Origin of the sequence: Pseudomonas sp. FR229a (assembly GCF_030209115.1) — a bacterium.
Taxonomy (GTDB): domain Bacteria; phylum Pseudomonadota; class Gammaproteobacteria; order Pseudomonadales; family Pseudomonadaceae; genus Aquipseudomonas; species Aquipseudomonas moraviensis_A.
This window is the reverse complement of sequence record NZ_JARVSP010000032.1, coordinates 1-17,517: the sequence shown is the minus strand read 5'-3', so window position 1 is coordinate 17,517 and position 17,517 is coordinate 1. Positions and strand designations below refer to the sequence as shown.

The 17,517-nt window shown below is 60.9% G+C and carries 12 protein-coding genes and 1 pseudogene; 3 read left to right on the top strand and 10 right to left on the bottom strand.

Translation table 11 applies throughout. The features are described from left to right. Positions 1 to 102 precede the first annotated feature (102 nt). The 6 genes from QRN33_RS23605 to tpx all read right to left on the bottom strand — a co-directional run bounded on the left by QRN33_RS23605 (position 103) and on the right by tpx (position 12,380). The gene (locus tag QRN33_RS23605; RefSeq protein ID WP_285410440.1) at positions 103 to 2,184 is read right to left on the bottom strand and encodes a putative bifunctional diguanylate cyclase/phosphodiesterase; all 2,082 of its coding nucleotides are present in this window, start codon (positions 2,182 to 2,184) and stop codon (positions 103 to 105) included. Between the two features lie 402 nt (positions 2,185 to 2,586). Beyond that, the gene (locus tag QRN33_RS23600) at positions 2,587 to 4,056 is read right to left on the bottom strand and encodes an efflux transporter outer membrane subunit (protein WP_285410438.1); all 1,470 of its coding nucleotides are present in this window, start codon (positions 4,054 to 4,056) and stop codon (positions 2,587 to 2,589) included. Then, on the bottom strand, positions 4,053 to 7,160 hold the full coding sequence (locus QRN33_RS23595) for an efflux RND transporter permease subunit (protein ID WP_285410436.1): 3,108 nt from the start codon (positions 7,158 to 7,160) through the stop codon (positions 4,053 to 4,055). Before QRN33_RS23595 ends, QRN33_RS23600 begins: the two co-directional genes overlap by 4 nt. 142 nt (positions 7,161 to 7,302) lie before the next feature. After that, positions 7,303 to 10,404 (bottom strand): MdtB/MuxB family multidrug efflux RND transporter permease subunit, encoded by a 3,102-nt coding sequence (locus tag QRN33_RS23590; RefSeq protein ID WP_042609850.1) that lies wholly within the window; start codon positions 10,402 to 10,404, stop codon positions 7,303 to 7,305. Continuing rightward, positions 10,401 to 11,705, bottom strand: a complete 1,305-nt coding sequence (locus QRN33_RS23585) for an MdtA/MuxA family multidrug efflux RND transporter periplasmic adaptor subunit (protein WP_285410434.1) — start codon at positions 11,703 to 11,705, stop codon at positions 10,401 to 10,403. Before QRN33_RS23585 ends, QRN33_RS23590 begins: the two co-directional genes overlap by 4 nt. 174 nt (positions 11,706 to 11,879) lie before the next feature. Further along, positions 11,880 to 12,380 (bottom strand): thiol peroxidase, encoded by a 501-nt coding sequence (tpx, locus tag QRN33_RS23580; protein ID WP_039760445.1) that lies wholly within the window; start codon positions 12,378 to 12,380, stop codon positions 11,880 to 11,882. Positions 12,381 to 12,623: 243 nt separating this feature from the next. Here tpx and QRN33_RS23575 point away from each other — a divergent pair. Continuing rightward, positions 12,624 to 12,710: pseudogene (locus QRN33_RS23575) on the top strand (YciI family protein); the annotation flags it as partial. Between the two features lie 138 nt (positions 12,711 to 12,848). Here the strand turns inward: QRN33_RS23575 and QRN33_RS23570 are convergent. The 3 genes from QRN33_RS23570 to QRN33_RS23560 all read right to left on the bottom strand — a co-directional run bounded on the left by QRN33_RS23570 (position 12,849) and on the right by QRN33_RS23560 (position 15,529). Next, on the bottom strand, positions 12,849 to 13,526 hold the full coding sequence (locus QRN33_RS23570) for a DUF3313 domain-containing protein (RefSeq protein WP_042609848.1): 678 nt from the start codon (positions 13,524 to 13,526) through the stop codon (positions 12,849 to 12,851). 129 nt (positions 13,527 to 13,655) lie between these two features. After that, the gene (locus tag QRN33_RS23565; protein WP_285410431.1) at positions 13,656 to 14,630 is read right to left on the bottom strand and encodes a hypothetical protein; all 975 of its coding nucleotides are present in this window, start codon (positions 14,628 to 14,630) and stop codon (positions 13,656 to 13,658) included. Positions 14,631 to 15,037: 407 nt separating this feature from the next. Then, positions 15,038 to 15,529 carry a hypothetical protein gene (locus QRN33_RS23560; RefSeq protein ID WP_042609846.1) on the bottom strand — a complete coding sequence of 164 codons (492 nt, stop codon included), beginning with the start codon at positions 15,527 to 15,529 and terminating at the stop codon, positions 15,038 to 15,040. 136 nt (positions 15,530 to 15,665) lie between these two features. Between QRN33_RS23560 and QRN33_RS23555 the strand changes: the two genes are divergently transcribed. After that, positions 15,666 to 16,358, top strand: a complete 693-nt coding sequence (locus QRN33_RS23555; RefSeq protein ID WP_285410428.1) for an aspartate/glutamate racemase family protein — start codon at positions 15,666 to 15,668, stop codon at positions 16,356 to 16,358. A gap of 1 nt (position 16,359) precedes the next feature. Here QRN33_RS23555 and QRN33_RS23550 read toward each other — a convergent pair whose 3' ends face one another. Continuing rightward, entirely contained in the window at positions 16,360 to 16,878 is a 519-nt protein-coding gene (locus tag QRN33_RS23550; protein ID WP_285410427.1) for a GNAT family N-acetyltransferase, read from the bottom strand. A gap of 394 nt (positions 16,879 to 17,272) precedes the next feature. Between QRN33_RS23550 and QRN33_RS23545 the strand changes: the two genes are divergently transcribed. After that, positions 17,273 to 17,517: hypothetical protein (locus QRN33_RS23545; RefSeq protein ID WP_285410425.1), on the top strand; the 245-nt coding region annotated here is incomplete at its 3' end.

The window sequence follows — 17,517 nt, the reverse complement described above, 5'->3', positions numbered from 1 at the left end:
GCTTGAGTGCGCAGCGCTCACAAAATTCTGAGGGCGCTACGCACCCAGCGGGAGCAAGCTCCCTCGCCACAAACAGTCTTGTCGGCAGATCTGTCTGTGGTCTCAGACCACCGCCAGCCTTTGCCCGCGCACGATGTCCTGCATGAAGCGCTCCGCCGGCATGGGGTGGCCGAGCAGATAGCCCTGCAGCGAATCACAGCCCAATTTGGTCAGGAAATCCTGCTGCGCGCCGGTCTCGACGCCCTCGGCGACAATCCGCAGATCCAGGGCCTGTCCCAGCGCGACGATCGCCGAAACGATCGCAGCGTCATCGCTGTCGTGCTCCAGATCCCGGACGAAACCACGGTCGATCTTCAACTCATTGGCTGGCAGGCGTTTGAGGTACATGAGGCTGGAATAACCGGTGCCGAAGTCGTCGATCGACAGGTCGACGCCCATGTCCGACAGCTCTTGCAGCACGGTCATGCTCGCGTCAGCGTCGCTCATGGCGGTGGTTTCAGTGATTTCCAGGGTCAGGCTGTTGGCCGGCAAATGGTGGGTCGCCAAGGCCTTGGCCACACTCTGCACCAGCCCGGCATGACAGAACTGCAATGCCGAGAGGTTCACGGCAATGCGCCAGTCGGTGTAACCGAGCACGTACCACTCGCGCATCTGCCGGCAGGCTTCGTTAAGCACCCATTCGCCCATCGGGATGATCAGCCCGGTTTTCTCCGCCAGATCGATGAACTTGTCCGGCATCAACATGCCATGCAGTGGATGCGCCCAGCGCAGCAGCGCTTCGGCGCCGACCGGGCGACCGTTGGCGGCGTCGAATTTCGGCTGGTAATGCAGGCAGAACTGGTTGTGCTCGATGGCCGCGCGCAGGTCCTGCAACAATTGCAATTGTTTGCGCGCGTTGGTGTTCATCGACGCATCGAAGAAGCTGTAGCCGTTCTTGCCGCCGCCCTTGGCGTGGTACATCGCCGCGTCGGCGTTCATCAGCAGCTCTTGAGCGTTGTCACCGTTGCCCGGATACAAAGCAATGCCGACACTGGCGGAAATCTGCAGGTCATGTTCAGCGACGCGGAACGTGCGGCCGATCAGGCCGACCTGGCGTGCGGCCAGACCCAGAGCATCGTTGCGCTCGCTCAGCCGCACGAGCAGGACAAATTCATCGCCACCGATCCGCGCCAGAGTGTCCTGGCTGCGCAAGTCTTCACGCAGACGCACGCCGACTTCGCGCAGCAACTGGTCGCCCATGTGATGGCCGAACGCGTCGTTGACCGGTTTGAAGCCGTCGAGATCAATGAACATCAAGGCGAAGCAGCCGCCCTGTTCCTCGACTTTTCTGATCGCCTGATTGATCCGGTCATCGAGCAGCATGCGGTTCGGCAGGCCGGTGAGCGGATCGTGCAAGGCCAATTGAGTGAGTTCGCGGTTGGCTACGGTCAGGGAGTGCGCCAGATCAGCGGTGCGCGCTTCGAGACGGGCGTCGAGAATCGAGGTCAGCAAGGCAATCGACAGCACCGCCAGCGTAGTGACCACCACCAGACTGTCGAGACCGTTGCCCTTCAAACCATTCAGCGTCGCGCCGCAGAAACTGCCATCGGGAAATTGCGCCGCCGCCATGCCGGTGTAATGCATGCCGACAATCGCCACACCCATGATCACCGCTGCGCCGGCGCGAATCAGTCGCACATAGGGCGACTGCTGGCGCAACCGAAAGGCAATCCACAACGCCGCTGCCGAAGCGCCGACGGCAATCAGCAAAGAGGCGCTGAACAACGTCGGGTCGTAATCGATGCCCGGGGTCATGCGCAGCGCGGCCATGCCGGTGTAATGCATGGCGCTGATGCCCGCCCCCATGATCAAGGCGCCGAAAGCCAGTTGCGCCAGTGGCAGCTTCGGCTGGCTGACCAGCCATAAGGCAAAGCCGCAAGAGAGCACCGCAATCAATAACGACAACGCGGTCAGGGCGAAGTTATAGCCCAGGTCGATCGGTAATTTGAAGGCGAGCATGCCGATGAAATGCATCGACCACACGCCAACGCCCATCGCCAACGCCCCGCCCGCCGTCCAGAAATGCACGGCCCTACCTTTCGCCGTGGCGATGCGTCCGGTCAGGTCAAGCGCCGTGTAGGAAGCCAGAATGGCCACGCACAACGAGATGAGAACCAGGGTGAAGGAGTAACTGCCGATGAGCATGGACGTTCTCGTAACGAGCCGAAACCGTACTGCTTCCATTCTCGGTCGGGCAAATGCGGCGATTGTACTGATTGCGCAGAAGAACGCACTGACAAAGTAACCAAATTGCCATCAAGCCGATGAAACGCTTGTTCGATCGTCCTACAAGGCTCTGCGGTGGGCTTTAAGCTCACCCCTGTGGGAGCGAGCCTACTCGCGAAGCCGGTGGGTCAGTCGAGTGAAATGCTGGCTGACTTACTCCTATCGCGAGCAGGCTCACTCCTACATTGGCCTGTGTTACCGGTAATCCCGCGCCAGGCACAGATCCCCTGTAGGAGCGAGCCTGCTCGCGATGGCGTCGGCACAGCCAGCATTTCGCTCGACTGACCCACCGCTTTCGCGAGCAGGCTCGCTCCTACACGTTCAGCGGTTATCGCTGACGTCGAGTTGGCCGTCCCAACCGCCGCCGAGTGCGGCAATCAGTTGCACGCTGGCGATCAGTCGGTTCTGCAGGATATTCAGCACACTGCGTTCGTTGCTCAGCGCCGTGGCCTGCACCACCACCACGTCGATATAGGCGATCAGGCCGGCCTTGTACTGGTTTTCGGTGAGGCGCAGGGAATCGCGCGCGGCGTCCAGTGCTTCCTGGCGCACCGCTGCTTCGTCTTCATACACCTTGAGCTGGACCAAGTAGTTTTCCACTTCGCGGAAGCCGTCGAGCACGGTCTGGCGGTAGCGAGCGACGGTTTCGTCATAGGCCGCTTCGCTGCGGTCGACCTCGGCGGAACGAATGCCGCCGTCGAACAACGGCAAGGAAAGCTGCGGGCCGACCGACCAGAAACGGTTTGGCAGGCTGATCAGGTTTTTCGACGTGCTGCTGCTGTAGCCGCCGCTCAGACTCAGGGTCAGGTCCGGGTAATACGCAGCTTTCGCCACGCCGACGTTGGCGTTGGCGGCGATCACCGAGCGCTCGGCCGCAGCGATGTCGGGACGGCGTTCCAGCAGCTGCGAAGGCAGGCTCAGCGGTACTTGCGGCAGGTTCGGGATGCTCTGGCTTTCGGCGATGCTGAAGTTCGCTGGCGCTTCGCCGGTGAGTACCGCGATGGCGTTTTCAAACTGTGCGCGCTGCCAGATCAGATCGACCAGATCGGCCTGGGTGCTTTTCAACTGGGTTTGCGCCTGCGCCACCGCATCGCGCCCGGAAACCCCGGCGCGGTACTGGTTCTGGGTCATTTTCAGCGAGCGTTCGTACGCGGCAACGGTGGCCTCGAGCAGGCGCTTCTGCTGATCGATGACCCGCAGTTGCAGGTAGTTCTGCACCAGTTCCGATTGCTGGCTCAGACGCATCGCCGCCAGATCGGCAAAACTCGCCTGGGCATTGGCCTCATCGGCCTCCAGCCCACGGCGCAGCTTGCCCCACACGTCGGCTTCCCAACTGACGCCCAGTTGCGCGGTATAAGTGTCACGAATACCGCTTGAGGAACTGCTCAGGCTCGAACTGCTGCTGCCGGTGCCCTGACTCGAACGGTTCTTGCCCAGACTCAGGTCGACGCTCGGGTAAAACGCCCCGCGCGCACTGCGCACCAGAGCCTGCGCCTGACGGAACTGCGCTTCGGACTGGGCGACGGTCTGGTTGGCGCTGTTGAGTTTATCGATCAAGGCGTTGAGCTGCTGATCGCCGTACAACTCCCACCAGGCACCGCGAGCCAGCGAGTCGCTCGGGTTGGCCTGACGCCAGCCTTCGGCTTCCTTGAACTGAGCGATTTCGGCGGTTTGCGGACGCTGGTAGTCCGGGCCGACGGCGCAAGCGCTGATCAGCGCCACGCACAACGACAGGCTCAACAGGCGCGAGCCGCGTGCGGTGGCCAATTGGATAAGCGAACGGTCAGTCATAGCGGAGTTTCCAGAACGGCATCAGTGCGCACGCCACGCCATTTGTTGAAACGATGGCGCAGCTTGTCGAGATAGAGGTAAACCACCGGGGTGGTGTAAAGGGTCAGGACCTGGCTGAACACCAGGCCGCCAATGATCGTCAGGCCTAGCGGCTGGCGCATTTCCGCCCCTTCGGCGCGGCCGAGCAGCAGCGGCAAGGCACCGAGAATCGCCGCCAGCGTAGTCATCAGGATCGGCCGCAGCCGTTGCAGGCAGGCGCTGCGAATCGACTCCAGCGGCGACAGGCCCTGATGCCGCTCCAGTTGCAGCGCGAGGTCGATCATCAGAATGGCGTTTTTCTTCACCACGCCGATCAGCAGGAATATTCCCAGCAGGGAAATCAGGCTGAACTCACCGCCCAGCGCGTAAATCGACAACAGCGCGCCGACCCCGGCCGAAGGCAAGGTCGAGAGGATGGTCAGCGGGTGGATGTAGCTTTCATACAGCACACCGAGCACCAGATACACCGCCAGCAATGCACCGAGGATCATGAACGGCTGGCTCTTCTGTGTGGCCGCAAAGGCGTCAGCGGTACCGGCCATTTTCGCGATGACATCTTCCGGCAGGCCGACTTTGGCGATCGCCCGTTCAATGGCAGCACTGCCCTGCTCCACGGTCACGCCTTCGGCCATATCAAAGGAAATGCTCTCGGAAGCAAACTGGCCTTCGTGGCTGACCCGGTCGTTTTCCAGACTGTTTTCGTAATGGGCGAACGTCGACAGCGGCACCCGCGCGCCGTCAGCGGTAATCACTTCGACCTGCTTGAGTGTCACCGGATCCTGGGCGTATTTCGGGTTGACCTCCATCACCACCTGATACTGATTGAGGCTGTCGTAGATCGTCGAAATCTGCCGCTGGCTGTAGGCGTTGTTGAGCACGGCGGTGACCATGTTCATATCGACCCCGAGGCGTTTGGCCTGATCCCGGTCAACAATCAACGTCACCTGCTGCGCCCCGGCACCTTCGCGGGCATCGATGGCGGTCAGCTCGGGCAAGGCCCGCAACGCGGTGACCACTTTCGGAAACCACTTGCGCAGCTCGGCGAGGTCGCCGCTTTGCAGGATGTAGGTGTACTGCGAACTGGTCTGCTCGCGGCCGCCGCCAAATTGCAGGTCCTGGTCGGCCATCAGCATCAACTGCGCCCCGGGCACCTTGGGCATTTCCTTGCGCAGACGCTCGATGACTTTCTGCGCCGACAGCTGGCGCTCCTTGATCGGTTTCAGGCGCACGATCATGAAAGCGTTGTTGGTACCGTTGTTGCCGCCAATGAACCCGGCCACGCTTTCCACCGCTTCATCCTTGAGCACGGCGCGGCGGAAGGTTTCCATTTTCGGCTGCATGACATTGAACGACAGACCGTCGTCGCCGCGCACAAATCCAATCAACTGGCCGGTGTCCTGCTGCGGCAGAAAGGTTTTCGGCACCACCACATAGAGCGCAATGTTGACCCCGACGGTGAGCAGCAGGCTGAGCAAGGTCAGACGCCGATGACGCAACACCCAGTCGAGGCTGGTGGCGTATTTGCCGACCATCCAGTCGTTGGTCTTCTGACTCCAGCGTTGCAGACGGTTTTCCTGCCCTGGCGTGTGTGGCTTGAGCCAGCGCGCGCAGAGCATCGGAGTCAGTGTGAGGGAAACCACCAGCGACACCACAATTGCCGCCGCCAGGGTGATGGAGAATTCGCGAAACAGGCTTTCGACCAGCCCGCCCATGAACAGGATCGACAGAAACACCGCCACCAGCGACACGTTCATCGACAACAGGGTGAAGCCGACTTCCTTGGCGCCGAGATACGCGGCCTGCATCGGTTTCACGCCTTCGTCGATGTGCCGGGAAATGTTTTCCAGCACCACAATGGCGTCGTCCACCACCAGACCGGTGGCCAGGATCAGGGCCATCAGCGACAGGTTGTTCAGCGAGAAACCATAGAGGTACATCACTGCAAACGTGCCGACCAGCGACACCGGCACCGCCAGGGTCGGTATCAGCGAGGCGCGGAAGTTACCGAGAAACAGGTACACCACCAGCACCACCAGGGCGACGGCGATCAGCAAGGTCATCTCGGCTTCGTGCAGCGTGGCCTTGATCACCGGCGAGCGATCCATGGCCAGATTGAGTTTGACGCTGGCCGGCAGCACCGCTTGCAGGGCGGGCAATTGCGCCTTGATCTCGTTGACCGTCTCGATGATGTTGGCGCCGGCCTGACGGTTGATCACCAACAAAACCGCCGCGTCATCGTTGAAGAAACCGCTGTTGTAACGATCTTCGACGCCATCGCTGACTTTCGCCACGTCCTTGAGACGCAGCGCGGCGCCGTCGGCGTAGTGAATGATCAGCGACTCGTAATCCTTGGCTTTCTCCAACTGGTCGTTGGCCTGGATCTGCCACAAACGCTGACCGTCCTCGACCGAGCCCTTGGGCCGGCGCACGTTGGCGTCAGCGATGGTCTTGCGCACATCGTCGAGGGCCACGCCGTACTGGTTCAGCGCCTGCGGCTCGAGTTCGATGCGCACCGCGGGCAGCGAACTGCCGCCGATCTGCACTTCACCGACACCCTGCACCTGTGAAAGGCTTTGCGAAAGAATGGTCGAGGCCAGGTCGTAGAGCTGGCCCTTTTCCAGCACATCCGAAGTCAGCGACAGCACCATGATCGGCGCCTGCGACGGGTTGACCTTTTTATAGGTCGGCATGCTGCGCATCCCGCTTGGCAGCAGATTGCGCGAGGCATTGATCGCCGCCTGCACTTCCCGCGCCGCGCCATTGATGTCGCGGTCGAGGTCGAATTGCAGAATGACCCGCGTCGAACCCTGACTGGAGCGGCTGCTCATGGTGTTGACGCCGGCAATCGCACCGAACGACCGCTCCAGCGGCGTCGCCACCGTCGAAGCCATGACCTCGGGACTGGCGCCCGGCAGACTGGCCTGGACGACGATCACCGGGAAATCCATCTGCGGCAACGGCGATACCGGCAAGAGACCGAAACTGACACCGCCGAGCAACATGATTGCCAGAGAGAGAAGCATGGTTGCGACTGGGCGCTTGATGAAAGGGCCTGAAAGATTCATCGAACGCGATCCCCAACTTCACGCGAATCCCCTGTAGGAGTGAGCCTGCTCGCGATAGCGGTGTGTCTGTCTACCGTGATGGTGCAGGTGCCGGCCTCATCGCGAGCAGGCTCACTCCTACACAAGTTTTGCGTTCCGCCAGTCATACCGCGACCTCTTCACCATCAGCCTTGGCCTTGCCAAAGCGCCTTCCGAGGCGGTCGAAGTACAGGTAAATCACTGGCGTGGTGAACAGCGTCAACACCTGGCTCACCAGCAAACCGCCAACCATCACCAGACCCAACGGCTGACGCAACTCAGCCCCGGAACCGGTGGCCAGCATCAGTGGCACCGCGCCAAACAACGCCGCCAGCGTGGTCATCAGGATCGGTCGGAAGCGCAGCAGCGCCGCCTGATAGATCGCCTCCGCCGGCGCCATGCCCTGGGTACGTTCGGCGTCGAGGGCGAAGTCGATCATCATGATCGCGTTCTTCTTGACGATACCGATCAGCAGGATGATGCCGATGATCGCGATCATCCCTAGATCGTTGCCGCTGAGCAGCAACGCCAGCAAGGCACCCACCGCGGCGGACGGCAAGGTCGAGAGAATGGTGATCGGATGGATGTAGCTCTCGTAGAGCACGCCGAGCACGATGTACATGGTTACCACCGCCGCCAGAATCAGCAGCAAGGTGCTCGACAGCGACGCCTGGAACGCCTGCGCCGCGCCCTGGAACTGAGTCTGCACGCCGACCGGCATGCCGATGTCCTGCTGGACCTGCTCGATGATGTCCACGGCATGCCCCAACGCCACGCCAGGCGCGAGGTTGAACGACATCATCACCGCCGGGAACTGGCCGATGTGGGTGATCGCCAATTGCGCCTGACGTTCTTCGACGTGCGCCAGACTCGACAGACGTACCTGCGCGCCATCGGTGGTCTTGACGTGAATCTGATCCAGCGCCTGCGGGCCGATCTTCTCCCCCGCCTGGGCTTGCAGCACCACGCGGTACTGGCTGGCCTGGGTGTAAATGGTCGAAATCTGTCGTTGGCCGAACGCGTCGTACAGCGCATCGGTGATGTTCGCCACCGACACGCCAAGGCGCGAAGCGGCGTCGCGGTCGATCACCAGATAGACCTGCAAGCCTTTGTCCTGCAGATCACTGGCAACGTCGGTCAACTCCGGCCGCTGCGCCAACGCCTCGACCAGACGACCGCTCCACTGGCTGAGCAGTTCGGAATCCGGCGACGACATGCTGAACTGGTACTGGGTGCGGCTGACCCGATCCTCGATGGTCAGGTCCTGTACCGGCTGCATGAACAGCCGAATGCCGACCAGTTTGTCCAGTTGCGGTTGCAGGCGCGTGATCACTTCACCGGCGCTCAGATCACGCTCGCTATGGGGCTTGAGGTTGATCAGCAAACGGCCGCTATTGAGCGTAGCGTTGTCGCCGTCGACACCAATGTAGGACGACAGACTCTGCACCGCAGGATCTTCGAGAATGATCTTCGCCAGTTGCTGCTGGCGCTCGCCCATCGCCGCGAAGGATATCGACTGCGGTGCTTCGGAAATGCCCTGAATCACCCCGGTGTCCTGCACCGGAAAAAAGCCCTTCGGCACGATCACATAAAGAAACACGGTCAACGCCAGTGTGCCGATCGCGACCAGCAAGGTCAGCGGCTGATGCTTGAGCACCCAGCGCAGCATCCGCCCGTATTCGTTGATCATCCAGTCGATGAACGCACCGCTGGCACGATAGAACCGGCCCTGCTCGTGTTCCTGCGGTTCACGCTTGAGCAGGCGCGCGCACATCATCGGCGTCAGGGTCAGCGACACGACCAGGGAAATCAGGATCGCCACGGCCAGGGTGATGGCGAATTCGCGGAACAGGCGCCCCACCACGTCGGCCATGAACAGCAGCGGAATCAGTACGGCGATCAGCGACAGGGTCAGGGAAATCAGGGTAAAACCGATCTGTTTCGCGCCCTTGAGCGCGGCCTGCATCGGACTGTCGCCCTCCTCGATGAAGCGCGAAATATTCTCGAGCATGACGATGGCGTCGTCGACCACGAAACCGGTGGCAATGGTCAGCGCCATCAGGGTCAGGTTGTTCACCGAGAACCCGGCGAGGTACATCACGCCGAAGGTACCGATCAGCGACAGCGGCACGGCCACTGACGGGATGATCGTCGCACTGGCGCGGCGCAGAAACAGGAACGTGACCATGACCACCAGCGCGATGGCGATCAGCAGTTCGTGTTGCACGTCGGTGACCGAGGCGCGGATGGTCTGGGTGCGATCCGTCAGCACAGTGACATCGAGGCCGGCCGGCAGGTTGTCGGTGATGCTCGGCAGCAAGGCCTTGATGCGGTCGACCACTTCGATGACGTTGGCACCGGGCTGACGCTGGATGTTCAGCAGCACCGCCTGATTCTGATTGGCCCACGCGGCGAGGCGCTCGTTTTCAGCGCCATCGACGATTTCCGCGACGTCCTTGAGCCGCAACGGCGCGCCGTTTTTGTAGGTCAGGATCAGGTTGGCGTAGTCCTCGGGCGAGGTCAGCTGGTCGTTGGCATCGAGCATCGACACCCGGGTCGGGCCATCGAAGTTGCCTTTCGGCTGGTTGACGTTGGAAGCGCCGATCAGCGTGCGCACGTCCGACAGGTTGAGGCTGTTGGCCGCCAGCGCTTCGGGGTTGACCTTGATCCGCACGGCCTGACGCTGACCGCCGGCAATGCTGACCATGCCGACGCCGCTGATCTGGGCGATTTTCTGCGCCATGCGCGTATCGACCAGATCATTGAGCTTGGGCAGCAGCATGGTTTTCGAGGTGATGGCCAGGGTCAGCACCGGGGTGTCCGCCGGGTTGACCTTGTTGTACACCGGCGGCGCCGGCAGGTCGGTCGGCAGCAGATTGGTCGCAGCGTTGATCGCGGCCTGCACCTGCTGCTCGGCGACATCCATGTTGATGTCGAGGCTGAAACGCAGGGTCAGCACCGAAGCGCCGCCGGAGCTGGTCGAAGCCATTTGCGTGAGACCGGGCATTTGCCCGAACTGGCGTTCAAGCGGCGCGGTGACGGCGCTGGTCATGACGTCAGGGCTGGCGCCCGGGTACAGGGTCATGACGCGGATGGTTGGGTAATCGACCTGCGGCAAGGCCGAAACCGGCAGCAGGCGATAAGCGATCAGGCCGGCCAGAACAATGGCCAGCATGCTCAGGGTGGTGGCTACCGGACGGAGAATGAACAGCCGCGAGATGTTCATGCGCCCTTCTTGGCCTTGTCAGCGCTGGTCGCGTCCGGATTGGCGGCGGACTTGCCTTGCAGGTGTTCGGTCGGCGAGGTTGGCACTTCGCTGCTGTCATTGACCACTTCGACTTCGCTGCCCTCCTTCAGGCGGTCGGTGCCTTCGAGCACCACGCGATCGCCAGCGGCGAGACCTTCGGTGACCACGGTATTGTCACCGTCGCTGGCACCGATTTTCAGTTGGCGAATGGTGACTTTCTTGTCGCCGTCCAGCGCATAGACAAAGGTGCCGTTGGTGCCGAACTGAATAGCGGCGGACGGTGCCAGCACCACGCCTTTCAGCGTGTCGGCCAGCAGGTGGACGTTGACGAACTGGTTGGGAAACAGCGACTGGTCGCGGTTATCGTAGCGAGCCTTGAACTTGAGCGTGCCGGTAGCCACGTCGATCTGGTTGTCGAGGCTTTGCAGCACGCCGGTGGCCTGCAACTTGGTGTCGCCACGGTCCCAGGCTTCGGCAGGCAGCCTGGCGCCGCTGCGGTAACGGGCCAGCACGGTGTCGAGGCTGTTTTCCGGCAAAGTGAAGGCAACGCTGATCGGTTGCGTCTGGGTGATCACTGCGAGGAAGGTGGTGTCGTTGGCCGCGACGAGGTTGCCGACATCGACCTGACGCAGACCGACGCGGCCGGCAATCGGCGCGCGGATCTTGGTGAATTCGAGATTGAGCTTGGCGTCGTTGACCGCCGCCTGATTGGTCTTGACCGTGCCCAGGTACTGGCCGACCAGCGCTTCGGCGGTGTCGAGGGTCTGTTTGGCGATGCTGTCTTCTTTATACAGACCGCGATAGCGCTCGACGTCGACCTGGGCGTTTTTCAGCTGGGCCTGGTTCTGCAGCAACGTGCCTTCAGCCTGGAGCAAGGCGTTCTGGTAAGGACGCGGATCGATCTCGGCCAGCAAATCGCCCGCCTTGACCATCTGGCCTTCCTCGAAATGGATCTTGACCAGTTCACCGCCCACCCGGCTGCGAACATTGATGGTGTTCAGCGCCGTGACCGTGCCCAGCGCCTTGTAATACAGCGGGAAGTCGCCTTTCACCGCCGGCGCCACGCGCACTGGAATCGGACCGGTACCCCCGCCGAAGCCTGGGCGCGCCATCCCCGAGCGCCCGGTATGCCCGGCAGTCGCCTTGTCGCCGCCCGCCTTGTCAGCAGAGCCGGCGGGCCAGAATTTCCAGCACAGGACGGCGATCACCAACAGGACAAGCAGGCTGATCAGCCAGCGACGGGACTTGCGGGGGGACGATTGCATGGAGTAATTGACCATTGGGCGCGTGGGCTTCTATTACGGGAGGCTGAACGATAAGCACTGAGTGGATTTAAGCAAAGCAGCTTTACCGGCAATTTACCTTCCACTTACGTTTCAAGGTGTAAGGCAAAACCCTGATACACAAATGAAAACGGCCTGGACAGGGCCAGGCCGTTAACAATTGTAAAAGCCTTACTTGAGAACGGACAGTGCCGCTTCGTAGTTAGGCTCTTCAGCGATTTCCTTGACCAGTTCGCTGTGCAGGACGTTGTCGTTTTCATCCAGCACCACAACCGCGCGAGCGGTCAGGCCTTTCAGCGGGCCGTCAGCAATGGCGACGCCGTAGTTTTCGATGAACTCGCTGCCACGCAGGGTCGACAGGTTCTGGACGTTTTCCAGGCCTTCGGCACCGCAGAAGCGCGCCTGGGCGAACGGCAGGTCAGCGGAAATGCACAGCACCACGGTGTTGCTGATGTCGTTGGCCTGAGCGTTGAACTTGCGCACGGAAGTGGCGCAGGTCGGGGTGTCGACGCTTGGGAAGATGTTCAGGACTTTGCGCTTGCCGGCGAAGTCTTGCAGGGTGACGTCGGACAGATTGCCGGCTACCAGGGAAAAGGCTGGCGCCTTGGAACCGGCTTGTGGCAACTGGCCGTTGACTTGAACCGGATTGCCTTTGAGGGTGACTTGAGCCATGACTTGAGTCCTTCTGATGGGTGATTGGAAAGCGTGCAAGAAGCGGAAGTTAACCACGAAATCGGCTGACGACCTATGCCCTGTTGGAAATTGTTGGGTGCTGGCCCACACGATTGTATACAACCCACTAGAGATCCCCTGTAGGAGTGAGCCTGCTCGCGATAGCGGTCTATCAGTGCCATCTACATTGGCTGACACAACGCTATCGCGAGCAGGCTCACTCCTACAGAAAAGCGGATTTATATTTCGGCTGAGGATTTTGGCGCGTTACTGACGCCGGATTTGCGCGAGCAGGAAGAGCGCATCCGCGAGCAAGCGAAAAAAAGCTGAAATGGTTGGTGCCTGCCAGGCCGCCTTCGCGAGCAGGCTCGCTCCCACACTGTCCGGTGTCGTACCGATAGTCCCGACCCCGGCACCAATCCCTGTGGGAGTGAGCCTGCTCACGAAGAGGCCATCAGCCCCGCGGCATCATTTGGCTTCCGCCTTCAGTTTCAAATACGACTGGTGCAGGTCGCTCGCCCAGCCATCGATCACCGCTTTCATGTCATCGGCTTTCATCACCTGGGAAGCGTTTTCCAGCGGTTTGCCGGTGCCCTTGCGCACCACCTGCGCGATGACCTGATTGGTCGCGCCGTCCATGAACACCGCTTCGGTCGCCAGCGTGGTTTCCTGGTCGCGGATACCGCTGGCCGTGCTCACCGCTGCGGCGACCAGTGCAATCGGGATCACCTCATAGACTTGCAGGCCTTCGGTCTTGCTGCTGACCGCGGTAATCGCCGGCCGTACCACGATCACACCCGGCCCGGGGCCTGCGGCCAACGGCAGTGACTTGCCGAGTTCGCGCTTGAGCGCCTGATCGTAATAACTCGTGATGCCGTTGAGCGTCTGCTGGGGGATTTTCTCGGTGGCTTGCGGCTTTGGATACAGCTGGCTCGGCTCCACGTAAACGCTGGTGAATTTGTTGATGTCGAGTTTCGGGTCCATCCAGCGCATCACCTCGGCACCTGAAGGTGACTTGGCCTCCTTCAGTTGGCTGTAATCCTTGAGAAAGCCGGAATACTGGTCAGGCTCGACGGTTTTGCTGGAGCAACCCACCACGCCGAGGGTGGCAATGCACAGCGTGCCCATCATGACGGCTAGCTTCATGCTGTAATTCCTTTGAGAAGGCCAAGACATTTTGCATAGGGGAAATACAGGTATAGCCAAAACCCCGGCAAATGCGATGGCCAATTACAAAGTTCACATCCGACAGCGCGAGTGCCTCGCCAACCGGTATTACCAGGACGATGTCTCTCCACTGCGCAGTGCCATCTCCCGCCGGCTGTTGGCGCGCATCGCTTTGACCAGCGACACCGTCCCTGCCAGCAAAATCGCCGCACCGAACAGAAAATCGATGTTGTACAGCTGGAAATCCTCCACCGGCCCGATCAGCAATGTGCGCACCACCGCAATTCCCACCAGCGTCGCGAGAAAGTCGATTCCCGGCTCATCGCGGTAGAACACCAGCATCAACGGCAGGCACAGCACCAGCAGCAGCAACAACACCACGACCTTGAACGAACCTTTGCGCTCGACGCTGAACGCGCATTCGTGCGCCCCGTAAGGTTTGTAATCCTCGTCGCGGATCATCGAGTTTTTCTCGTTGATGTAATCGGCGCGGTTGTACTTCTGGATCGGCGTGAAGGTGTTGGACATCTCCATCAGGGTGGTGATGTTCTTGAAGCGCAGGTCGACGCGCTCGCCGCCCTTGAGGTAATACAGCACCGGTTTGTAACCGTAGCGATAGGTGTCGAACGGGAACGCGGCGGTCTGGGCGTGCACGCCGATCGGCCGTGGCTCAAGCTCGGCGAATGCGCTTTTGTTGGTGGACGAGAGGTTGCGGCTCAGCGGCTGCACCTTGACCTGCTCAAGGAAGATTGGCGTGACGCCGAAGGACCATTGCAGCGGCTCCAGACGCAGGCGCAGTTCGTTGCGGCCCAGGTCGTAGCGGTTGAAGGTGCGTTCGGAGACCACCACCGAACCGCCGACCATGAATTCGCCACGCAGGTTGTTGGTGACGCGCAAGGTCAGTTGATCCTTGCCCAGCAACGCCGCTTCGCTGGTCGGAGGTGTGCCGCACCACGCGGTGCTTTCGCCGACACTGCCGAGCTGGCCGTTGCGGTTTTCCTTGAATACATAAAAGTAACTGGCCCACAGCGTCAGCAGCAAAAGCGACGCCGTGAGACCGAGGATTTTTTTGCTCGGACTCACTGATAAGACTCCCTTCTTCGGTTCCATCGTCCAGCCGAAAACCCGCTGGCGACGGCGACTCTACCAAAAGGCCATCAGTGACCCAAGGAGAAATGCCGCATTAGCGGCGAACCTAAGGGTTTCCCCGGTATTCGCGTCAATCCGTGTAGGAGTGAGCCTGCTCGCGAAAGCGGCGTCGGAGGAAGTGAAGCCGGGGTGGGTGAATCCGGATATGTGAGGTGTGTCAGTGGACTGCCCTCACCCTAGCCCTCTCCCAGAGGGAGAGGGGACTGACCCGGGTGTTTGTTCGAGTTACATCGAATTGGGATATCGCGTCGAACTCTGGTTTTGAACAGCACTCGGTCTGCCCCCTTTCCCCCTCGCCCCCTTGGGGGAGAGGGCTGGGGTGAGGGGGTAAGCTTTTGATCTTAACCGCGATCCCGAGGAATCAACCCCTGCAATTGCTGGGCGAGGAAATTGGCGTCGAAAGCAAAGGTATCCGGATCCTTGAGCCCATTGGTCTTGCGCCACTGCCACGCGCCATCCGCCAACCCGACCAGCGAAATACTCCCGTACCGCGCCGCCGTCAGCCCCATCACCGCCAGCGAAATCTGCCCGCCGCTGCCCATCACATCCGGCACGAACTCCACTGGCTTACCGGCAATCACGATGCTCAGCTTCTCTGTCATGAAGGTCGAGGTCTCCACTGGCACGCTCGGCCCGGACGCGACGTAGGTCTCGCGGCTCACCTCCAGCAGATTCGGCGCCTTGACCGGCTCAAGCCATTGCTCGATCTGGTCGAACAACGCACCAATCCGAGTGGCCCACGCGGCCGATTGCGTAGTGAACAGTTGCTTCTTGTGCGCTTCGCTCTCGGCATAGTGACGAAGCATTTCGCCCAGTTGCTGTACGTCGTTCATGGCGGTGTTCCTTGAAGAGTGCTGCGGACACCGAGCATGGCAGATGCGTGGCAACGGCAGGCGTAAATTTTTGATGGATCAAATTCCCGATCCAAACGACACTCACCGCAAAGCCCCATCAACACAGGAGCACCGCATGCGCACCATCGGCCTTATCGGCGGTATGAGCTGGGAATCCAGCGCCGAATATTATCGACTCATCAATAAGCAAGTCCGTGATCGTCTTGGCCCTTTGCGCTCTGCGCAGCTGTTGATGTACAGCGTCGACTTCGGCCCGGTCGAACAGGCCCAGCACGCTGGGCGCTGGGACGATGCGGCGGCGATTCTGGTGGATGCCGCGCGCAGGCTTGAAGCCGGTGGCGCCGAATGCGTGGTGCTGTGTACCAACACCATGCACAAGGTCGCCGAGCAGATTCAGGCGGCGATCAGTATTCCGTTTCTGCATATTGCCGAACCGGCCGCACAGGCTGCACTCGAAATCGATGCGCGCACGGTCGGGCTGCTCGGCACCGCGTTCACCATGGAACAGGACTTCCTCAAGCAGCGTTTGATTGCCCAAGGCTTGACCGTTTTGGTGCCGGACGAAACAGAGCGCAAGGATGTGCACCGGATCATCTACGACGAACTCTGTGTCGGCGTGATCAATGAACAGTCGCGGCAAATCTATCGGCGGGTGATCGAATCCCTCACCAAGCGCGGTGCGCAGGCCATCATTCTCGGTTGCACGGAAATCGGCCTGTTGATTAAACCCGAACACAGCGCCCTGCCCCTGCTCGACACCACCGAACTGCATGCACAGTCGGCGGTGGCGTTCGCCTTGGGCGACTGAGTCAGTCTTTCGAACGACTGCGCAGACGGGCCATGCTCAGAGTGTCGACCCATTGCCCATCGCGAACGGCGTAGTCGCGGAACAGGCCTTCGGTCTCGAAACCGAATTTGCGGTAGAGACCGATGGCCGCTTCGTTGTCGGCATACACGGTCAGTTCGACGCGATGCAGATTCATCCAGTTATCGGCAACATCCAGCGCCGCCGCCAACAACTGCGAACCGACACCCTTGCCCTGCCATGCCACTGCGACGGCCATGCCGATGCTGCCGGCGTGGGCGCGGCGCATCCTTGAATAGGCCTCCAGGCCAAGATTGCCGACCACAACACCCTGGTGCAGCGCCACCAGCTTCAGTGCGCGCTCGTTGTCGGCCTGCAATCGCTGGCGCCAGACCTCAACCGCCTGAAACGGCATCTGCAGCACCTGCCGCGCGACGGCGGGGTCGTTGTAGAGCGCGGTGATGCCTTCGAGGTGGAAATCGCTGGAGCGTTCGAGGTGGACGGTGGGGGTCGGGTCTGCCATGGGATCGGTCCGTGATCAAGGTATGGCTGGTCACTCTAAACCGCTGATCCGGAATCTGGCGAGATGAAATTTTGGTAGCGAGCCTGCTCGCGATAGCGGCCTCACCACCAACGCCTCTTGCCCGGCAGAAAACGTCTGCCGTACGGTCGCCAATTTTTTCCTCTTAAACTCCGATGTTCAAAGACAGCTGCCGACTCGCCTTTCAGGCTACACAACCTTGCTCGGGACAGGCGCCGGGTAAGGCGCTGCAACCGCCCATGCCTTCGCAGGCGAGCCTGCTCGATAAGTGCACCACCCGTCGGATTTCCGCCCGCACCTGTCAGATCTGACAGGTGCGCAATCTCCCTTTTAGCCGTTCAATCACTCCATCGCTCAAGCCCACGGAGTGGCCAGCATGTCCGACAACGACTCAATCAACGACGCTCCGCAGCTGCTACAGGAACTCAAAATCCCCGGCCGTACGGGTCCAGTGTCATCGACGCCCCTGAGGTGGGGCATCAATCTCGCCGCGGCGAAGCTCAACTTTCCTCGTCAGGGCCTGCTCTGCCAGGCCGGGCCTTGGGGGACGATGGGTAACCGCGACTCGTTGCGCATCTTGCGGGACTCCGATCTGCAGATAGCGGTGGAAATCGTTGATGA

Coding starts and splice junctions, on each gene's coding strand:
- QRN33_RS23605 (WP_285410440.1), bottom strand. CDS start 2,184: ATGCTCATCGGCAGTTACTCCTTCACCCTGGTTCTCATCTCGTTGTGC.
- QRN33_RS23600 (WP_285410438.1), bottom strand. CDS start 4,056: ATGACTGACCGTTCGCTTATCCAATTGGCCACCGCACGCGGCTCGCGC.
- QRN33_RS23595 (WP_285410436.1), bottom strand. CDS start 7,160: ATGAATCTTTCAGGCCCTTTCATCAAGCGCCCAGTCGCAACCATGCTT.
- QRN33_RS23590 (WP_042609850.1), bottom strand. CDS start 10,404: ATGAACATCTCGCGGCTGTTCATTCTCCGTCCGGTAGCCACCACCCTG.
- QRN33_RS23585 (WP_285410434.1), bottom strand. CDS start 11,705: ATGGTCAATTACTCCATGCAATCGTCCCCCCGCAAGTCCCGTCGCTGG.
- tpx (WP_039760445.1), bottom strand. CDS start 12,380: ATGGCTCAAGTCACCCTCAAAGGCAATCCGGTTCAAGTCAACGGCCAG.
- QRN33_RS23570 (WP_042609848.1), bottom strand. CDS start 13,526: ATGAAGCTAGCCGTCATGATGGGCACGCTGTGCATTGCCACCCTCGGC.
- QRN33_RS23560 (WP_042609846.1), bottom strand. CDS start 15,529: ATGAACGACGTACAGCAACTGGGCGAAATGCTTCGTCACTATGCCGAG.
- QRN33_RS23555 (WP_285410428.1), top strand. CDS start 15,666: ATGCGCACCATCGGCCTTATCGGCGGTATGAGCTGGGAATCCAGCGCC.
- QRN33_RS23550 (WP_285410427.1), bottom strand. CDS start 16,878: ATGGCAGACCCGACCCCCACCGTCCACCTCGAACGCTCCAGCGATTTC.